This window comes from Polaromonas sp. (genome assembly GCF_030680935.1).
Classification (GTDB): Bacteria; Pseudomonadota; Gammaproteobacteria; order Burkholderiales; family Burkholderiaceae_C; genus Polaromonas.
In genome coordinates this window covers 13,287-28,725 of the sequence record NZ_JAUXUP010000063.1, presented here as the reverse complement: position 1 = coordinate 28,725, position 15,439 = coordinate 13,287, and the positions used below count along the sequence as shown (strand labels likewise).

General features: G+C 63.1%; 19 protein-coding genes. 15 read left to right on the top strand and 4 right to left on the bottom strand.

Features of this window, described 5'->3' with window-relative positions; genetic code table 11:
- Positions 1-29: 29 nt before the first annotated feature.
- From Q8L50_RS15195 to Q8L50_RS15175, 5 genes are all read left to right on the top strand, one after another.
- Positions 30-998 carry a diacylglycerol kinase family protein gene (locus Q8L50_RS15195; RefSeq protein WP_305349476.1) on the top strand — a complete coding sequence of 323 codons (969 nt, stop codon included), beginning with the start codon at positions 30-32 and terminating at the stop codon, positions 996-998.
- Positions 995-1,834 carry a metallophosphoesterase gene (locus tag Q8L50_RS15190; protein WP_305349475.1) on the top strand — a complete coding sequence of 280 codons (840 nt, stop codon included), beginning with the start codon at positions 995-997 and terminating at the stop codon, positions 1,832-1,834. Before Q8L50_RS15195 ends, Q8L50_RS15190 begins: the two co-directional genes overlap by 4 nt.
- 293 nt (positions 1,835-2,127) lie before the next feature.
- The gene (locus Q8L50_RS15185; RefSeq protein WP_305349474.1) at positions 2,128-2,976 is read left to right on the top strand and encodes an N-formylglutamate amidohydrolase; all 849 of its coding nucleotides are present in this window, start codon (positions 2,128-2,130) and stop codon (positions 2,974-2,976) included.
- 23 nt (positions 2,977-2,999) lie between these two features.
- A complete protein-coding gene (locus Q8L50_RS15180; protein WP_305349473.1) occupies positions 3,000-4,040 on the top strand; it encodes a histone deacetylase family protein in 1,041 nt (346 codons plus the stop codon).
- On the top strand, positions 4,041-5,144 hold the full coding sequence (locus tag Q8L50_RS15175; RefSeq protein ID WP_305349472.1) for an NAD(P)/FAD-dependent oxidoreductase: 1,104 nt from the start codon (positions 4,041-4,043) through the stop codon (positions 5,142-5,144).
- Positions 5,145-5,194: 50 nt separating this feature from the next.
- Here Q8L50_RS15175 and Q8L50_RS15170 read toward each other — a convergent pair whose 3' ends face one another.
- Both Q8L50_RS15170 and Q8L50_RS15165 read right to left on the bottom strand, forming a co-directional pair.
- Positions 5,195-5,446, bottom strand: coding sequence for a GlsB/YeaQ/YmgE family stress response membrane protein (locus Q8L50_RS15170; protein WP_305349471.1), 252 nt, complete (start codon positions 5,444-5,446; stop codon positions 5,195-5,197).
- A gap of 59 nt (positions 5,447-5,505) precedes the next feature.
- On the bottom strand, positions 5,506-5,925 hold the full coding sequence (locus Q8L50_RS15165; protein WP_305349470.1) for a DUF3597 domain-containing protein: 420 nt from the start codon (positions 5,923-5,925) through the stop codon (positions 5,506-5,508).
- Between the two features lie 179 nt (positions 5,926-6,104).
- Between Q8L50_RS15165 and Q8L50_RS15160 the strand changes: the two genes are divergently transcribed.
- The 3 genes from Q8L50_RS15160 to Q8L50_RS15150 all read left to right on the top strand — a co-directional run bounded on the left by Q8L50_RS15160 (position 6,105) and on the right by Q8L50_RS15150 (position 7,135).
- Positions 6,105-6,323, top strand: a complete 219-nt coding sequence (locus Q8L50_RS15160; protein ID WP_305349469.1) for a SlyX family protein — start codon at positions 6,105-6,107, stop codon at positions 6,321-6,323.
- A 36-nt stretch (positions 6,324-6,359) separates the two neighbouring features.
- On the top strand, positions 6,360-6,617 hold the full coding sequence (locus tag Q8L50_RS15155; protein ID WP_305349468.1) for a hypothetical protein: 258 nt from the start codon (positions 6,360-6,362) through the stop codon (positions 6,615-6,617).
- A gap of 80 nt (positions 6,618-6,697) precedes the next feature.
- Complete coding sequence (locus Q8L50_RS15150; protein WP_305349467.1) at positions 6,698-7,135, top strand: DNA-binding transcriptional regulator; 438 nt, start codon at positions 6,698-6,700, stop codon at positions 7,133-7,135.
- Positions 7,136-7,214: 79 nt separating this feature from the next.
- Here the strand turns inward: Q8L50_RS15150 and Q8L50_RS15145 are convergent, their stop codons facing one another.
- Entirely contained in the window at positions 7,215-8,267 is a 1,053-nt protein-coding gene (locus tag Q8L50_RS15145) for a quinone-dependent dihydroorotate dehydrogenase (RefSeq protein WP_305349466.1), read from the bottom strand.
- 73 nt (positions 8,268-8,340) lie between these two features.
- On the opposite strand from Q8L50_RS15145, the gene rpiA reads away from it, so the two are divergent.
- The 7 genes from rpiA (at position 8,341) to otnI (ending at position 14,721) form a co-directional block, all read left to right on the top strand.
- Positions 8,341-9,012 carry a ribose-5-phosphate isomerase RpiA gene (rpiA, locus tag Q8L50_RS15140; protein ID WP_305349465.1) on the top strand — a complete coding sequence of 224 codons (672 nt, stop codon included), beginning with the start codon at positions 8,341-8,343 and terminating at the stop codon, positions 9,010-9,012.
- A gap of 52 nt (positions 9,013-9,064) precedes the next feature.
- Positions 9,065-9,838: a FadR/GntR family transcriptional regulator gene (locus Q8L50_RS15135; RefSeq protein ID WP_305349464.1), complete on the top strand. Its 774-nt coding sequence runs from the start codon at positions 9,065-9,067 to the stop codon at positions 9,836-9,838.
- Positions 9,839-9,961: 123 nt separating this feature from the next.
- Positions 9,962-10,954: a tripartite tricarboxylate transporter substrate binding protein gene (locus Q8L50_RS15130; RefSeq protein WP_305349463.1), complete on the top strand. Its 993-nt coding sequence runs from the start codon at positions 9,962-9,964 to the stop codon at positions 10,952-10,954.
- Between the two features lie 11 nt (positions 10,955-10,965).
- Positions 10,966-11,856 (top strand): L-threonate dehydrogenase, encoded by an 891-nt coding sequence (ltnD, locus tag Q8L50_RS15125; protein WP_305349462.1) that lies wholly within the window; start codon positions 10,966-10,968, stop codon positions 11,854-11,856.
- Complete coding sequence (gene otnK / locus Q8L50_RS15120; RefSeq protein ID WP_305349461.1) at positions 11,853-13,124, top strand: 3-oxo-tetronate kinase; 1,272 nt, start codon at positions 11,853-11,855, stop codon at positions 13,122-13,124. The genes ltnD and otnK overlap by 4 nt, the downstream gene beginning before the upstream one ends.
- Complete coding sequence (locus Q8L50_RS15115; protein ID WP_305349460.1) at positions 13,121-13,795, top strand: aldolase; 675 nt, start codon at positions 13,121-13,123, stop codon at positions 13,793-13,795. The genes otnK and Q8L50_RS15115 overlap by 4 nt, the downstream gene beginning before the upstream one ends.
- 92 nt (positions 13,796-13,887) lie before the next feature.
- Positions 13,888-14,721, top strand: coding sequence for a 2-oxo-tetronate isomerase (gene otnI / locus Q8L50_RS15110; protein ID WP_305349459.1), 834 nt, complete (start codon positions 13,888-13,890; stop codon positions 14,719-14,721).
- A 31-nt stretch (positions 14,722-14,752) separates the two neighbouring features.
- Here the strand turns inward: otnI and Q8L50_RS15105 are convergent, their stop codons facing one another.
- Positions 14,753-15,418, bottom strand: a complete 666-nt coding sequence (locus tag Q8L50_RS15105; protein WP_305349458.1) for a glutaredoxin family protein — start codon at positions 15,416-15,418, stop codon at positions 14,753-14,755.
- Positions 15,419-15,439 lie beyond the last annotated feature (21 nt).

Here is a 15,439-nt window from a genome sequence, read left to right as displayed (position 1 = left end):
GCTGAAGTTTGCGCAGCTAGGCTTCATTCATGAGTGTTGATACCCAGGCGCAGGACGCCGCCCGCAACGGGCCTTTGTTTATCGTGATCAATGCCGCCTCGGGCAGCCACGCGGCGGGCGACGCGAAGACCGCCCTGACAGGCGTTTTCACCGAATCCGGCCGTGATTTCGAGTTTCTGGAAGTTGCCGAGCCCGCGCAACTGCAGGCGCAGGCCAGCCGCGCCGTGGAGCTGGCCCGTTCGCGGGGTGGTGTGGTGGTGGCCGCTGGCGGGGACGGCACCATCAACACCGTGGCCAGCGCGGTGCTGGGCAGTGGCTGCCCCTTTGGTGTTTTGCCGCAGGGCACTTTCAACTACTTTGCCCGCAGCCATGCGATACCGCAGGACACGCTGGCCGCAGCCCACGCCTTGCTGCGGGCCAGCGTCAGCCCGGTGCAGGTGGGCAAGGTCAATGGCCAGCTGTTTCTGGTCAATGCCAGCCTGGGTTTGTACCCGCAGTTGCTGGAAGACCGCGAGGCCTGGAAGCAGCAGTGGGGCCGCAGCCGCCTCGTGGCTTTCGCCGCCGGGCTGGCCAGCGTGTTTCAGGCGCGCGGTCAGCTGGATCTGCAAATCGAAACCGCTGGCCAGGCAGCGGCGCTGCGCACGCCGACACTGTTTGTGGGCAACAACCACCTGCAACTCGCCCGCGTCGGCATTGCCGAAAAAGACGCGAACGCGGTGCAGCACGGCCATCTGGCCGGCATCGTGCTGCGACCCATCGGCACACTGGCGCTGTTTGGCTTGCTGCTGCGGGGCGTGCTGGGGCAGCTCGGCGAGGCCGACACGGTGCACAGCTTTTCATTCACCCGCCTGCGCGTGATGCCGCGCGGGCGCAGGCGCATCAAGCTGGCCACCGACGGTGAGGTCGGCTGGGCGCGGACGCCGCTGCTGTTTGAGGTGGCTGCCGAGCGCCTGATGTTGCTGGTACCGGCGCCGGGTGACCGTGCGGAGGTGGCATGAAAAAACTGCTGCAGATTTCTGACCCTCACTTCGGTACGGTACAAGCGCCTGTCATGCGCGCGCTGGAGGCCTTGGCGGCTGCGCAGCAGCCCGATGTTCTGGTGCTTTCGGGTGATATCACCCAGCGCGCCCACACCGCGCAATTTGCGCAGGCCCGGGCCTTCTGCGACCGCCTGGCCATACCGCAGATGCTGTCCTTGCCGGGCAACCATGATGTGCCACTGTTCAATCTGTATCAGCGGCTGGTTCAGCCTTACGCCCGTTACTTGCGTCATTTCGGTCCCGAGCTTGAGCCGGTTATAGCCACCCCCTGGCTCAGCCTGATCGGCGTCAAGACCACACGCCGCTGGCGCCATAAAAACGGCGAAGTCTCCAGCGCGCAGATAAATCAGGTGGTGCAGCAGCTTCGCCTGGCCGCGCCCGCGCAATTGCGGGTGGTGGTGGTGCACCAGCCGGTGTATGTCACCCGGCCCGAGGACGAACACGACCGCCTTCGCGGCTGGGAGCCGGCGGTGCGCGCCTGGGCCGATGCCGGTGCCGACATTGTGATGGGGGGACACATCCACCTGCCGTATGTGACGGAACTCTCCGGACCTGTGGCCGGACTGGGCCGACGCATGTGGTGTGTACAGGCCGGCACCGCGCTGTCGTCGCGGGTACGGCGCGAGGCACCCAATTCGGTCAACCTGCTGTGCCACGACACGCAAAGTCGGCCCTTGCGCTGCGAGCTGCAGCGCTGGGACTATCGGGCTGCTGGATTGGCAGCTGAGGGCGGGCGATTTGAGCTGGTGCACACCAGCGAGATCGTGCCGGACCGCAGGCCCGTATCCTCGTAGGCCTGAAATTACAGGTCAAATCGGGTTGCAGCCCTTGCTTGGTATGCGCAAACAGCTATGTATTTGATAGCAGAAATATTCGGGGTGCAGTCTGCGCGGAGGCGGGAGACTGGTCCACGCTGGCCAGCAGCCAGTCGCGAAAGCCGGTCAGCGTCTTGAGGTGGCTGCGCGATTCGGGGTGACACAGTTAGTAGCGCATGTCGTCCATTTAGCCGTCGTTCAGCGGCGCCGGCGCCAGGCCCTGCGCCACGTCTTCGCTGGCCAGGCAGCGCGGTGAGGCGACAATCAAGGCCATGACCCCACCGCTTCGTTATATGCCCGGCGCCAGCCCGCTGGTGCTGGATTCGCCGCACAGCGGCACCGCCTACCCGGCCGATTTTGCCCACGCCTGTGCCATGCCGGTGCTGCGCCGCGCAGAAGACACCCATGTCGAAAAGTTGTATGACTTTGCCCCTGGCATGGGGGTGCACTGGCTGGAGGCGTTTTTTCCGCGCAGTTACCTGGACGTGAACCGCGACACCACCGAGGTCGATGTCAGCCTGTTTGACAGCGCCTGGCCCGACCCGGTGGCGACCGACCCGAAAGTACTGTCCAAGGTGCGCCTCGGCAAGGGGCTGATCTGGCGCACCACCGACGACGGCACGCCGATTTACGCGCGCAAACTCTCGGTGGCAGAGGCGCAGGCGCGTATCGCGCAATGCTGGCAGCCGTACCACGCGGCGCTGGCCGACGCCATTGATGCGGCCCATGCGCGCCACGGCTACAGCATCCATATCAACTGCCACTCCATGCCGGCGATTGCCTCCAGCCATGCGACCGAGTTTCCGGGTGAGGCGCATGCCGATTTTGTGGTTGGTAACCGCGATGAGACGACCTCCAGCGCCGCGCTGGGCCAGCTGGTGTGTGAGCACCTTCGCGGCCTGGGTTACAGCGTGGCCTACAACCACCCGTACAAGGGGGTGGAACTGGTCCGGCGTCATGCCAACCCCGGCGCGCAGCGCCACAGCATCCAGCTGGAAATCAACCGCAAGCTCTACATGGACGAAGAAACACTGGCCATCAGCCCCGGCTTTGAGCCTCTGAAAATCAGTTTGCGGTCCCTGCTGGAGCGGCTACTGCTGACCGATCCGCGCCTGGTGTAGTTTTTTTTCAAGCTCTGTTTTCCATGATTGCCCTGTTCAGCGACCAGCATCTACTTCACGCCCCGGCCTTCGAATTTTTTCGCGGGGAACGTGTGCCCTGTTTTGAGAACCCGGCGCGCGCCACCTGGGTGAAAGAGCGCCTGCTGCAGCGCGGCCATGAGATACGTGCCCCGCATACCGACAGCCGCCCGGTGCTGGTGCAGGTGCACAGCGCACGTTACCTCGCGTTTCTTGAAAACGCCTGGCGCGACTGGCTGGCGCTGGCACCCGGCAACGGTGCACTGCAACCGTTTCCCTCGGTCTGGCCGGTGCGCACGCTGCGCAGTGACATCGAGCCCGAGAACTTCACCGCACGGCTGGGCTTGTATGCCATGGACAACGGCTCGCCGCTGTCGGCCGGCACCTGGGCTGCTGCCAAGGCGGGGGCTGATGCCGCCGCCAGCGCGGCCGATTTGCTCGGCAAAGGCCAGCGCGCGGTCTTTTGCTGCAGCCGGCCGCCAGGGCACCATGCCGGCGCTGACTTCATGGGGGGCTACTGCTTTCTCAACAATGCTGCCGTAGCGGCCCAGGCCCTGCGCAATGCCGGCCACCAGCGCGTAGCCGTGCTGGATGTGGACTACCACCATGGCAACGGCACACAAAGCATTTTTTACGATCGCGCAGACGTGTTGTTTGTCAGCCTGCACGGTGACCCGCGTACTGAGTACCCGTTTTATCTGGGCCACGCGGATGAGACCGGCGCGGGTGCCGGTCTGGGCTTCAACCTGAACCTGCCGCTGGCAGCGGGTACATCGGTCGACGCATGGTTTGCGGCGCTGGAGCAGGCTTGCATACGGATCACGCGGTATAGCGCCCAGGCACTTGTGGTCTCGCTCGGGCTGGACACTTTTGCGGACGATCCGATTTGCACCTTCGCCCTGCGCGCCGACGACTTTCAGCGCCTTGGTCAGCGCCTGGCCGCACTTGGCCTGCCGACCGTTTTTGTGCTGGAGGGCGGTTACGCCGCCGAGGCACTGGGTGTCAACGCGGTCCAGGTGCTGGATGGTTTTGAGCAGGGGAACTGAATGGATGAAGTGGATGCCGTGGTGATAGGCGCCGGTGTGATCGGCCTGGCAGTGGCGCGCGCCCTGGCTTTGCAGGGCAGGGAGGTCTTGGTGCTGGAAGCTGCGGACGGCATTGGCACCGGCACCAGTTCACGCAACAGCGAGGTCATTCACGCCGGGATCTATTACCCGCAGGGCTCGCTCAAGGCGCGGCTTTGTGTGGAGGGCAAGGCACTGCTCTACAGCTATTGCGATGAGCGGGGCGTCGGTCACAGCCGCTGCGGCAAACTGATTGTGGCTACGCAGGCTTCGCAGCTGGCCCAATTGCAGGCCATCATCAACAAGGCGGCAGCCAACGGTGTGCGCGATCTGGTCTTGTTGAGCGCTGAGCAGGCCAAAAGCATGGAGCCGCAACTCGAATGTATCGCCGCCGTGCACAGCCCCAGCACCGGCATTGTCGACAGCCACGCGCTGATGCTGGCCTTGCAGGGCGATCTGGAGGCCGCAGGCGGCATGGTGGTGCTTAATTCGCCTTTGGCCCATGCCAGTTGTGCGCAAGGCGCTATTACGTTGATAGCAGAAGATGGCACAGCGTTGCAGGCGCGCAGCGTGGTCAATGCCGCCGGACTACACGCGCAGGCACTGGCTCGGCGTTTTGCCGGACTGGCTGCGCAGCATGTGCCGCCCAGCCATTACGCCAAGGGCAACTATTTCACCCTGGCAGGGCGCTCGCCTTTCAGCCGCCTGATTTACCCTGTGCCCGAGGCGGCTGGGCTGGGTGTGCATCTGACGCTGGATCTGGGCGGGCAGGCCAAATTTGGCCCCGATGTGCAATGGGTGAACTCGCCCGATGACCTGGTGGTGGACCCGGCCCGGGGTGACGCTTTTTACGCCGAAGTGCGGAAATACTGGCCGGGCCTGCCTGATGGCGCTTTGCAGGCCGGTTACGCCGGCATACGGCCCAAGATACAGTCGCCGTCCGAGCCGGCGCGGGATTTTTTGATCCAGGGCCCCGCAGACCATGGTGTGCCAGGACTGGTCAACCTTTTTGGCATGGAATCGCCAGGCCTGACCAGCGCACTGGCCATAGGTCGGCAGGTCAGCGATATGCTACAAAAAGAATAGCTGCCTGCGCCCGGTAGGCGTGGGCAGAAGCCGTATTTGGCTTGAAAGAATCAGCCGCGCTTGCCGGTGACCATGCGGTAGATGAACAGCAGCAGCATGGCGCCCAACACTGCGGCGATGAAGCCTGCTGACTCACCCACCGTGTAAAGCCCCAGTGCACCACCGATGTAGCTGGCAAGCACCGAGCCCACCACACCGATCAGCACAGTGATGATGAAACCAGCGGGGTCACGCCCCGGCATCAAAAACTTGGCAACGATGCCGACAATAAAACCGATCAGGATGGTCCAGAGAATGCCCATGACTAAATTTCCGTGAGAGTTGAGTTGTAAAGCGAAAAAATGGGGTGTGTTGCAGACGCTCAGTCTTTCAGCTCGGCCGGTACCTTGCCACCATTGGCTGCAAGTTTGTTCATGACCTGGCGGTGCAGCCAGATGTTCATGGCGGCGCTGTCGCTGGTGTCGCCGGTGTAGCCCAGTTCTTTGGCCAGCTCTTTGCGCTCGCCCAGGCTGCTGTCCAGCTCGAGCAGCTTCATCAGGTCAACAATGGATGTTTTCCAGTTGAGCTTTTGCGGGTTTTTCTGTGCCAGGCCGTCCAGCATCGCTTCCACGTCCACCTGCTCCATGGCCGAAGGCGCTGGCGCGGCGTTGGCGGCTCGGGCAGCGCCGGCTGTGGCTGCGGCCAATGAAACGTCATCGTTGGACGGCGCTGGCGCTGTGGTGGCGTCGTTGGATTTGCGGGATGGGAAAATTTTGTCCAGTATCTTGCCGAGAATGCTCATGGTGGTTCCAGTGGTTGAGTGATGAGCTTGATCGTGGCGCGAGCGCCAGGGTCGGGCCAGCGGAATCAGGCGCAAGCCGGTGTAGGAGGCGGACCATTCGTCCGGCTGCGCATCCCAGTGGCGGGGGAGGGCGCGGCATGGGTGCCTGATCGCCGTTGAAACTCGTGTCCAATAGGGGTATGGAGCCCTCGCAAGACATCAACAAGCGCCTGACCGATCTGGAAATCAAGGCCAGCTTTGGCGAAGACCTGCTGGAGCAACTCAACCAGGTGGTCATTCGCCAGCAGCAACAAATCGACCTGCTGATTCGTGAGGTGGGCCGCCTGCACCAACCCGCCAACGAAGCCGGTGCCGCTGGCGTCAGCCGGTCGGGCGACGACTTGCCCCCGCACTATTGAACGCTGACGCGCGCCAACCCCCAATACGGACATCCCATGGCCACCGGACAAAGCATCACCACCGACGACTACAAACTTTTCCCGTCGCCGCGCAATCGCGACCGCACGATTTTTTTGCACCAGGTGTTTGTGCCTTATCCCTATATGCTGATTGATCTGGACAACTACCACTTCAAGGGCAAATACAGCCTGTTTGCGGCTTGCCGCAGCTCCGACACCAAAATGGGCCAGCTGGTCACGCTGGAGTTGCCCGAAGATGCGTTGAAGTTCAGGCAGCGCTTTGTGCCCGATTGAGGTGCAGACGCGGTGTCCCGCGTGTGCGCCTCCTACAATCTGCAAAAAACCCTTCTCAACCCAACCGGGAGAAACCTGACGTGCCCAACATTGCTACCGTTTTAAAGGCCGAAATTTCCCGCGTCGCCCGCAAAGATACACGCGCCGAAACCCAGCCACTGAAAAAAGCATCGGCGCAATACCGCAGCGATATCGCCGCGCTCAAAAGGCGGGTGCTGGCGCTGGAAAAACAACTGTCCCGGCTGGCTCGGTCCGGCAAGGCTGCCAGCAGCGACACCACGGAAAAAACGGGCAAGATTGGCCTGCGCTACAGCGCCAAAGGCCTGGTTGCGCAGCGCAAGCGTCTGGGCCTGACCGCCACCGCCGTTGCGAAAATTCTGAACGTCTCGGTGCAGTCGATCTACAAGTGGGAAGAGGGCAAAACCCGCCCCAGGGCCAGCCAGTTGCCGGCGATCGCAAGCCTGCGAAAAATGGGCAAACAAGAGGCGGCGAAACGTCTGGCTGAACTGCCGGGCTAAAAATCAGCTTGACCGATGCTGCACTTGCAGCGCCAAAATGCTACGAAAACAGGAGCTGCTTGCGCCCGTGTCTATTGGGCTATAAGCTCTTTTTGATGGCAAGCGCAGCTTCGGTCACCAGCGCCGGGCCTTTGTAGATGAGTCCGGTGTAGATCTGCACCACATCGGCGCCAGCCCTGATTTTGGACACCGCATCTTCACCGCTCAAAATGCCGCCCACTCCGATGATGGGAAAGCCCTTGCCCAGCGCCGTACGCAACTGCCTGATCACACGGTTGCTGGCCTCCAGCACAGGTGAGCCGCTGAGGCCGCCCGCTTCTTCGGCATGGGGCAGGCCTTTGACCGCATCGCGGCTCAGGGTGGTGTTGGTGGCGACGACGCCGTCCATGCCGTGGCGCTTGAGGGTGGCAGCGATCACCGCCACCTGGTCTTCGTCGAGGTCGGGTGCAATTTTCACGAAGATGGGAACACGCTTTCCGCATTGCGTGGCCAGCGCTTCGCGGCGTTCGGCAATGCTGCCCAGGAGCGCGTCCAGCGCCTCGTCGCTTTGCAGAGCGCGCAGGTTTTTGGTGTTGGGGCTGGAGACGTTCACCGTCACGTAGTCGGCATGCCGGTAGACACCGTCCAGGCAGATCAGGTAGTCGTCTACCGCGTTTTCAATCGGCGTCGCGGCGTTTTTGCCGATGTTCAGGCCCAGCAGCAGCGGGCTGTCGCCCTTGCGCTTTCGGAAGGTCGATTGCTGCACGTTGGCGATGAAGGCGTCCAGCCCATCGTTGTTGAAGCCCAGGCGGTTGATCAGCGCGTTTGCCTGCGGCAGGCGGAACATGCGCGGCTTGGGGTTGCCCGGCTGGGCCTTAGGTGTGACCGTGCCCACCTCGATAAAACCAAACCCCATGCCGGCCAGTCCGTCTATGCAATGCGCGTTTTTGTCCAGACCGGCGGCCAGGCCGACGCGGTTTGGGAATTTCAAACCGGCCAGTTCGACCGGGTCGCTGACGCGGGTGGCGCAGTAGGCCAGCGACAGCGGTGTGTGCTGGGTGCGGGCCAGCGCAGCCAGGGTCAGCTCATGGGCGGTCTCGGGGTCGAGCCCAAATAAAAAAGGGCGGGCAAGGGCGTAGGGGAGCAGGGACATTGGATAATTTGTGTTGTTCTTTGGGGGTAGCCCCATTGTCGCAAACCCCGCACGCCAAAGGCCCCGCAGAACCATGACACAAGACGAACTCAAAACCCTGGTCGGCCAGGCCGCCCTGAATTATGTGGAAGCTGGCGCCGTCGTCGGTGTCGGTACCGGCTCCACCGTCAACAAGTTCATCGACGCGCTTGGCACCATCAAGGACACGATCAAGGGCGCGGTCTCCAGCTCGGTGGCCTCTACCGAGCGGCTGCAAGCGCTGGGTATCAAGGTGTTTGACGCCTCGGAAGTCGATGAACTCGCGGTCTACATCGACGGGGCCGACGAAATCGACCACGCCGGCCACATGATCAAGGGCGGCGGCGCGGCACTCACGCGTGAAAAAATCGTCGCGGCCCAGTCGCGCAAGTTTGTCTGTATCGCCGACGAATCCAAGCTGGTCCAGGTGCTGGGACAGTTTCCGGTGCCGGTCGAAGTGATTCCGATGGCGACGCGGCGCATCGTTCGCGAGTTTGCGGCCATGGGTGGCCAAGCCACCGTGCGCCTCAAGGACGGCAAGCCCCTGGTCACCGACAACGGCCAGCACATTCTGGACGTGACCGGCCTCAAAATCAGCGATCCGCTGGCCTTTGAGACCCGTGTCAACCAGTGGCCGGGCGTGGTAACTGTGGGCGTGTTCGCGCTGCAAAAAGCCGGCGTCTGCTTGCTGGGCACGGAAGCCGGCGTCAAAACGCTGGTTTTTTAGGCTTTGAGGCTGTCGGGATGTTGTAGAGTCATATGACAACTTTTTGCATCCCATGACCCAGCGTTTCCAGTCGATCACTCCGGGCGTCCATCTGTCTGAACAGGTGGCCGAGGCCCTGTCCGCCGAAATCCGCGCGGGCCGGCCGGCCGCCGGCGAGAAATTGCCCACCGAGGCCGCGCTGGTCGAACAGTTTGCGGTCAGCCGCACGGTGGTGCGCGAGGCAGTGTCCCGGCTCAAGTCGCTGGGTGTGGTCGAGTCGCGCCAGGGCAGCGGTGTGTTTGTGCGGCAGGCGGCATTTGCGCCGCTGAACTTTGATAGCCGGTCATCTGCGTCCATGCAGGCCGTGATCCAGATGGTCGAGGTGCGGCGCGCGCTCGAGGCCGAAGTTGCCGCGCTCGCGGCGCTGCGCCGCAGCGCGGACCAGCTCAGGGATATTCGCCAGGCGATGGACGCGCTTGATGAAGCCGTACGGACCGGCGGCGACGGCGCCGAGGAAGACGTCAACTACCACCGTGCCATTGCCGGTGCGGCGCAAAACCCCTTTCTGATCAGCACGCTGGACTACCTGCGCCAGTTTCTGCGCGGCGTTACCCGTGTCACCCGCGCCAATGAGGCGCGCCGCGCCGACTTCGCGGGCCAGGTGCGTGATGAACATGAAGCCATCACGCGCGCCATCGAAGCCGGCGATGCACTGCTGGCGCGCCAGGCCGCTACGCGACACATGGACAACGCCATTGAGCGCATCCGCCACGCCGATCCCGCGTTCTGGGAGCAGGAGGGCGTGCAACTCGCCAGCGCATTGTTGCCGGCTAGCGCCGCGCGATAGGCTTTTTGTCCCCGGGCATAGCCAGGATTGGGGAAAACATGGAGATGCACTCCATTCTCAAGTTGTATGATAACCATATAAATAATAGTTCAGACCGATTTTGACGTATCTTCAGGAGACCCCATGCGCCGTTTACCCCCAGCCACAGCCCTTTTAAGTCGCCGCCTCGTATTGGCAACGGGCGCTGCAGCGCTTGCCTTTCCTTCCATGCTGCTGGCGCAGGCCTGGCCCGGCAGGCCCATTCGTCTGGTCGTGCCATTTCCGCCGGGGGGATTGATCGACAACATGGCACGCCTGATCGGGCCGCGCCTGGCGCAGGAACTGGGCCAGCCGGTTGTTATTGACAACAAACCGGGCGCCGGTGGCAATCTGGGTGCGGCCGAGGTGGCCCGGGCACAGAACGACGGCTACACCCTGCTCATGGCTTCACCGCCACTGACCATCAGCCCGGCGCTGTACGCCAGCCTGCCTTACAAGCCTGAGCAGATCGCCCCGGTCGGTCTGCTGGGCCGCGTGCCCAATGTGCTGCTGGTCAACCCGAAAAGCGGCATCAATTCGGTGGCCGATCTGGTAGCACGCGCCAAACGTGAGCCGGGGAAGATGAACTACGCCTCGAACGGCAATGGCACCTCACTGCATCTGAGCGCCGAGCTGTTCAAAAGCACCACATCTTCTTTCATCACCCACATCCCCTACCGGGGAGCGGCTGCAGCCGTAACCGGCCTGATCTCGGGCGAGGTCGACATGATGTTTGAGAATCTTCCATCGGTCCTCGGACAGATCCAGGGCGGCACGGTCAAGGCGCTGGCAGTCACCACCCGCAGCCGCAGCAAGGCCCTGCCGTCCGTTCCCACGCTGGTGGAACTGGGCATGCCGGACTTTGATGTCAGTGCCTGGTACGGCGTCGCGGCGCCAGCAGGCACGCCGACAGCTGTGGTCAGCGCGCTGGAACAGGCCTTGCAGAAAGTCCTGCGTGAACCTGACGTTGCAAAGTCCATGGAGTCGCGTGGCGCCGATGTCGGCTTTCTCGCCGCCTCTCCGATGGGTGCCTTCATGACCGCAGATGCAGCCAAGTGGAAGCGTGTGGCAGACTTCGCAAAAATCACCCTCGGTTGAAGGACGCAGCGATGACTCTCACGGCAGGTGTGATCGGCCTGGGTGCCATGGGCGGCGGCATGGCGGCGTCGCTGCGGCGCGCCGGCTACCCGTTGCAGGTGTTTGATGTGCGGGCCGAGGTTGCGGCCGCGTTTGTCGCCGAAGGTGGCACCGCTTGCGCCACGCTAGCGGAACTGGGCGCAGCGTGCGATGTGGTGGTGTCGGTCGTGGTCAACGCGGCGCAGACAGAGGCCGTGCTGTTCGGCCGCGGAGGCTGCGCGGCCGCCATGAGACCCGGCAGCGTGTTTGTGATGTGTTCCACCGTTGATCCGAATGTGTCGGTGGCGCTGGAAAAACGCCTGAACGACATGGGCCTGCTCTACATCGACGCGCCGATTTCCGGCGGTTCAGCGAAAGCCGCGAGCGGCGAGATGACCATGATGACCTCCGGCGCGCCGGCCGCCTACGCAAAGGCCGAAGCGCTGTTGCATGCCATGGCGGCCAAGGTCTACAAACTCGGCGACGCGGCCGGTGCAGGCAGCAAGGTCAAGGTCATCAACCAGTTGCTGGCCGGTGTGCACATTGCTGCCGCCGCAGAGGCTATGGCGTTGGGCTTGCGCGAAGGCGTGGACCCGGCCGCGCTGTACGAGGTGATCACCCACAGCGCCGGCAACAGCTGGATGTTCGAAAACCGCATGGCCCATGTGCTGGCGGCCGACTACACGCCGCTGTCGGCGGTCGATATCTTCGTCAAGGACCTCGGCATCGTGCTCGACATGGCGCGCGCCAGCAAGTTTCCCTTGCCGCTGTCTTCCACAGCGCACCAGATGTTCATGCAGGCTTCTAGCGCCGGGTTTGCCAAGGAAGACGACAGTGCCGTGATCAAGATTTTTCCGGGCATTGAGTTGCCGAAGAAGCCATGAGTGCCATCAAGCTTGGTTGTATCGCTGACGACTTCACGGGGGCCACGGACCTGGCGAATAACCTGGTGCGCGCCGGCATGCGCGTGGTGCAGACCATTGGTTTGCCGGATGGCCCGCTGGGTGCCGGGGTCGATGCGGTGGTGGTCGCGCTCAAGTCGCGCACGGTGCCACCGGCCCAGGCAGTGGCTGAATCACTGGCTGCCCTGGCCTGGTTGCAAGGGCAGGGCGCACAACAAATCTACTTCAAGTACTGCTCGACGTTTGACAGCACGGCCGAGGGAAATATCGGGCCTGTGACCGAAGCGCTGATGGACGCGCTGAACACACGCTTCACGATCGCCACGCCAGCCTTTCCGGACAACCATCGCACGGTATTCAAGGGTTATCTGTTTGTGGGTGACGTTTTACTCAATGAAAGCGGCATGCAGAACCACCCGCTCACACCGATGGCGGACGCGAACCTGGCGCGTGTGCTGCAGTCGCAGACGAAGCGGCGCGTCGGCCTGATCGACCACAAGGTGGTGGCACGCGGCGAGCCTGCGGTGCGCGAGCGCATGGCGCAACTTCAGGCCGACGGTGTCGGTGTAGCCATCGTTGATGCGGTGTCCAACGAGGACCTGCTGCGCCTGGGTCCGGCTCTCAAAGGCATGCCATTGGTGACGGCTGGTTCTGGTGTGGCGATTGGCTTGCCGGCCAACTTCGGCATTACCCCGTCGGATCAGGCCAGCCGTTTGCCTGCTGCCAGCGGCCTGCAGGCGGCGGTGTCGGGCAGTTGCTCTCTGGCGACCAACCGGCAGGTGCTGGACTTCATGAAACAGGGTCATCCCACGCTGGCGGTCGATCCGCTGCGCATCGCCTCAGGCGCCGATGTGGCGGCCGAGGTGCTGGCCTGGGCCAAACCGCTGCTGGCGCGTGGCCCGGTGCTGGTGTATTCCACCGCCGACAGCGGCGGCGTGAAGGCGGTACAGGGCCGTCTGGGCGTGGAAGAGGCGGGCGCCCTGGTCGAACGCACTCTGGCTGCCGTGGCGCGCGGGCTGGTGCAGCTCGGCGTGCGGCAACTGGTGGTGGCCGGCGGCGAGACATCGGGTGCCTGCGTGCAGGCGCTGGGTATCACGCAGATGCAGATCGGCCCGCAAATCGATCCCGGCGTGCCCTGGTGTCATGCTCTGACTGAAATCGCAGGCAATGGCGGCTTGCATCTCACACTCAAATCGGGGAACTTCGGTACCGACGACTTTTTTACCAAAGCCTTTACCATGCTGGCATGAAAGAAAACAAGGCCCGCGAAGAGATCTGCCGCATCGGCAAAAGCCTGTTTGATCGTGCTTATGTGCATGCCACGGCCGGTAACATCAGTGTGCGCCTGGATGCGTCGGAGGGCGGTGGCTACCTGATCACCCCCACCGACGCATGCCTGGGTTTTCTTGACCCGGCGCGGCTGGCCCGGCTGGACGCCGACGCGAAGCAGCTCAGCGGTGACACCGCGAGCAAGACCATCGCGCTGCACGCCGGCATTTATGCGGCGGCCTCGGAATTCGACCCCGGCACACGTTGTGTGATTCACACCCACAGCACGCACTGTGTGGCGCTCAGCCTGCACGCCATCGGTGCAGAACTGCTGCCACCGATCACGCCCTACTTTGTGATGAAGGTCGGCCATGTGCCGCTGATCGACTACCACCGCCCGGGCGACGCGGCGGCTGCGGTACGGGTCGGCGAGGCCATCACCCGTTATGGCCGGCAGGGCACACCGATACGCGCGGTGATGCTGGCTCGGCTCGGCCCCAATGTCTGGCACGACAGCCCGGCCGCTGCCATGGCGGTGCTTGAAGAGCTTGAGGAAACCGCGCGACTGATGTGTCTTGGCAGCGCGCACCCCGAGTCCCTGAGCGACCCGCAGATTGATGAGCTGCGCCAGACTTTCGGTGCACGGTGGTAGGGGTGGGTGGTCAAATCGGCCTCCAGCCCATATCCAGTCTTCATAGCCAGCTATCAATTGAGTAGCATCTGAAAAGAAACCAGAGTTTATCCATGCCGAAATTTGCCGCCAACCTGTCCATGATGTACCCCGAACTGCCGTTTCTGGACCGCTTTGAAGCGGCAGCCGGCGACGGTTTCAAGGCGGTGGAGTTTCTTTTCCCCTATGGCTTTGACAAGCGGGAACTCGCTGCGCGGCTAAGGGCCCACGGTTTGCAGCAGGTGCTGTTCAATGCGCCACCCGGCGGCACCGACGCGGCATCCATCGCCCATGCCTGGGAAAAAATGGGCGACCGTGGAACGGCGGCGGTGTCGGGCCGTGAGGCGGAATTCCGTGTCGGTGTGCTGCTCGCGCTTGAATACGCCGAAGCGCTGGACTGCCCCCGCATTCACCTGATGGCCGGACTGATCGGTGCAGGACAGGAGCGCGAAGAGGTGCGCCCGACCTATGTGACCAATTTACGCTGGGCTGCGATGGAGGCCGCAAAACACGGTCGCGATGTGTTGATCGAACCCATCAACACGCGCGACGTGCCGCGCTTCTTTTTGAACCGGCAGGACCATGCGCATGAAATTGTGGCCGAGGTCGGTGCGCCCAACCTCAAGGTGCAGATGGACTTGTACCACTGCCAGATTGTCGAAGGTGATGTGGCCACAAAAATCCGCCAGTACCTGCCCACCGGTGCAGTGGGACATTTCCAGATTGCTGGCGTGCCCGAGCGGCATGAACCCGACATCGGCGAGCTCAACTACCCCTATCTTTTCGGTGTGATCGACGAAGTGTCTGCGGCTTGCGGCTGGGACGGCTGGATCGGTTGTGAGTATCGGCCCCGTCAGGGGGGCCAGTCGGGTGGAACTTCAGCCGGCTTGGGCTGGCTGCCGCGCTGAGCGCATCCGGTGCGGTTTGCCCGCTGACGCCTTAAAAGCGGATGCCGGAGGGACTGCTCGATGGCGGTATCACTGGTGTGGAGGGGGGCGGTGGCGTGGCTGTAGTGGTGGACGCTACCGGCGCAGGTGCAAGCGTCACCAGGGCGGTCGCCGGGGCCTGGCGGTAGCTGGCCGGCAGCACGGATGACTTGGGATACCCCGCCACGTCGAGAAACTGCGTCCATTCCGAATCTGAAAAACCCTTGAGCTGCTGACCGCCTATGGTGAGAAAGGGCAGGGAGTTGTCGCCGCTGAGCCGTTTCAGCGCCTGCGCGTCTTCATTGGTGGTCACGGTTTTTTCACTGAACGGAATCCCCCGTGTGCTCAACATGGCGCGCGCCGATGTGCAGGGGCCGCAGTTGTCACCGGTGTAAAGCGTCACCGGGTATTGGGTTGCTACCTTGCGCAGTTCAAAAGGCAGCGCAGCAGTGGCTGCAGCTCCGCCGCTGTCGGCTGTAGTGGCCGTGACTTTGGCTTTGCTGGCAGCTGGCGGAGGCTGGTCGGAAAACGTCACCTTGCCGTCTGGTCCGACGATGCGAAAAACCTGTTGCTGTGCTTGTGATGCTGGCGAAAAAATGCCAGCGGCCAGCACCAGCAGTCCCAGCGCGATGGCCTTGGCCGGGGTTGCGGCCGCTTGATGAATAACGCTAGCTGTCATGCCTTGCTCCGAATGAGATGT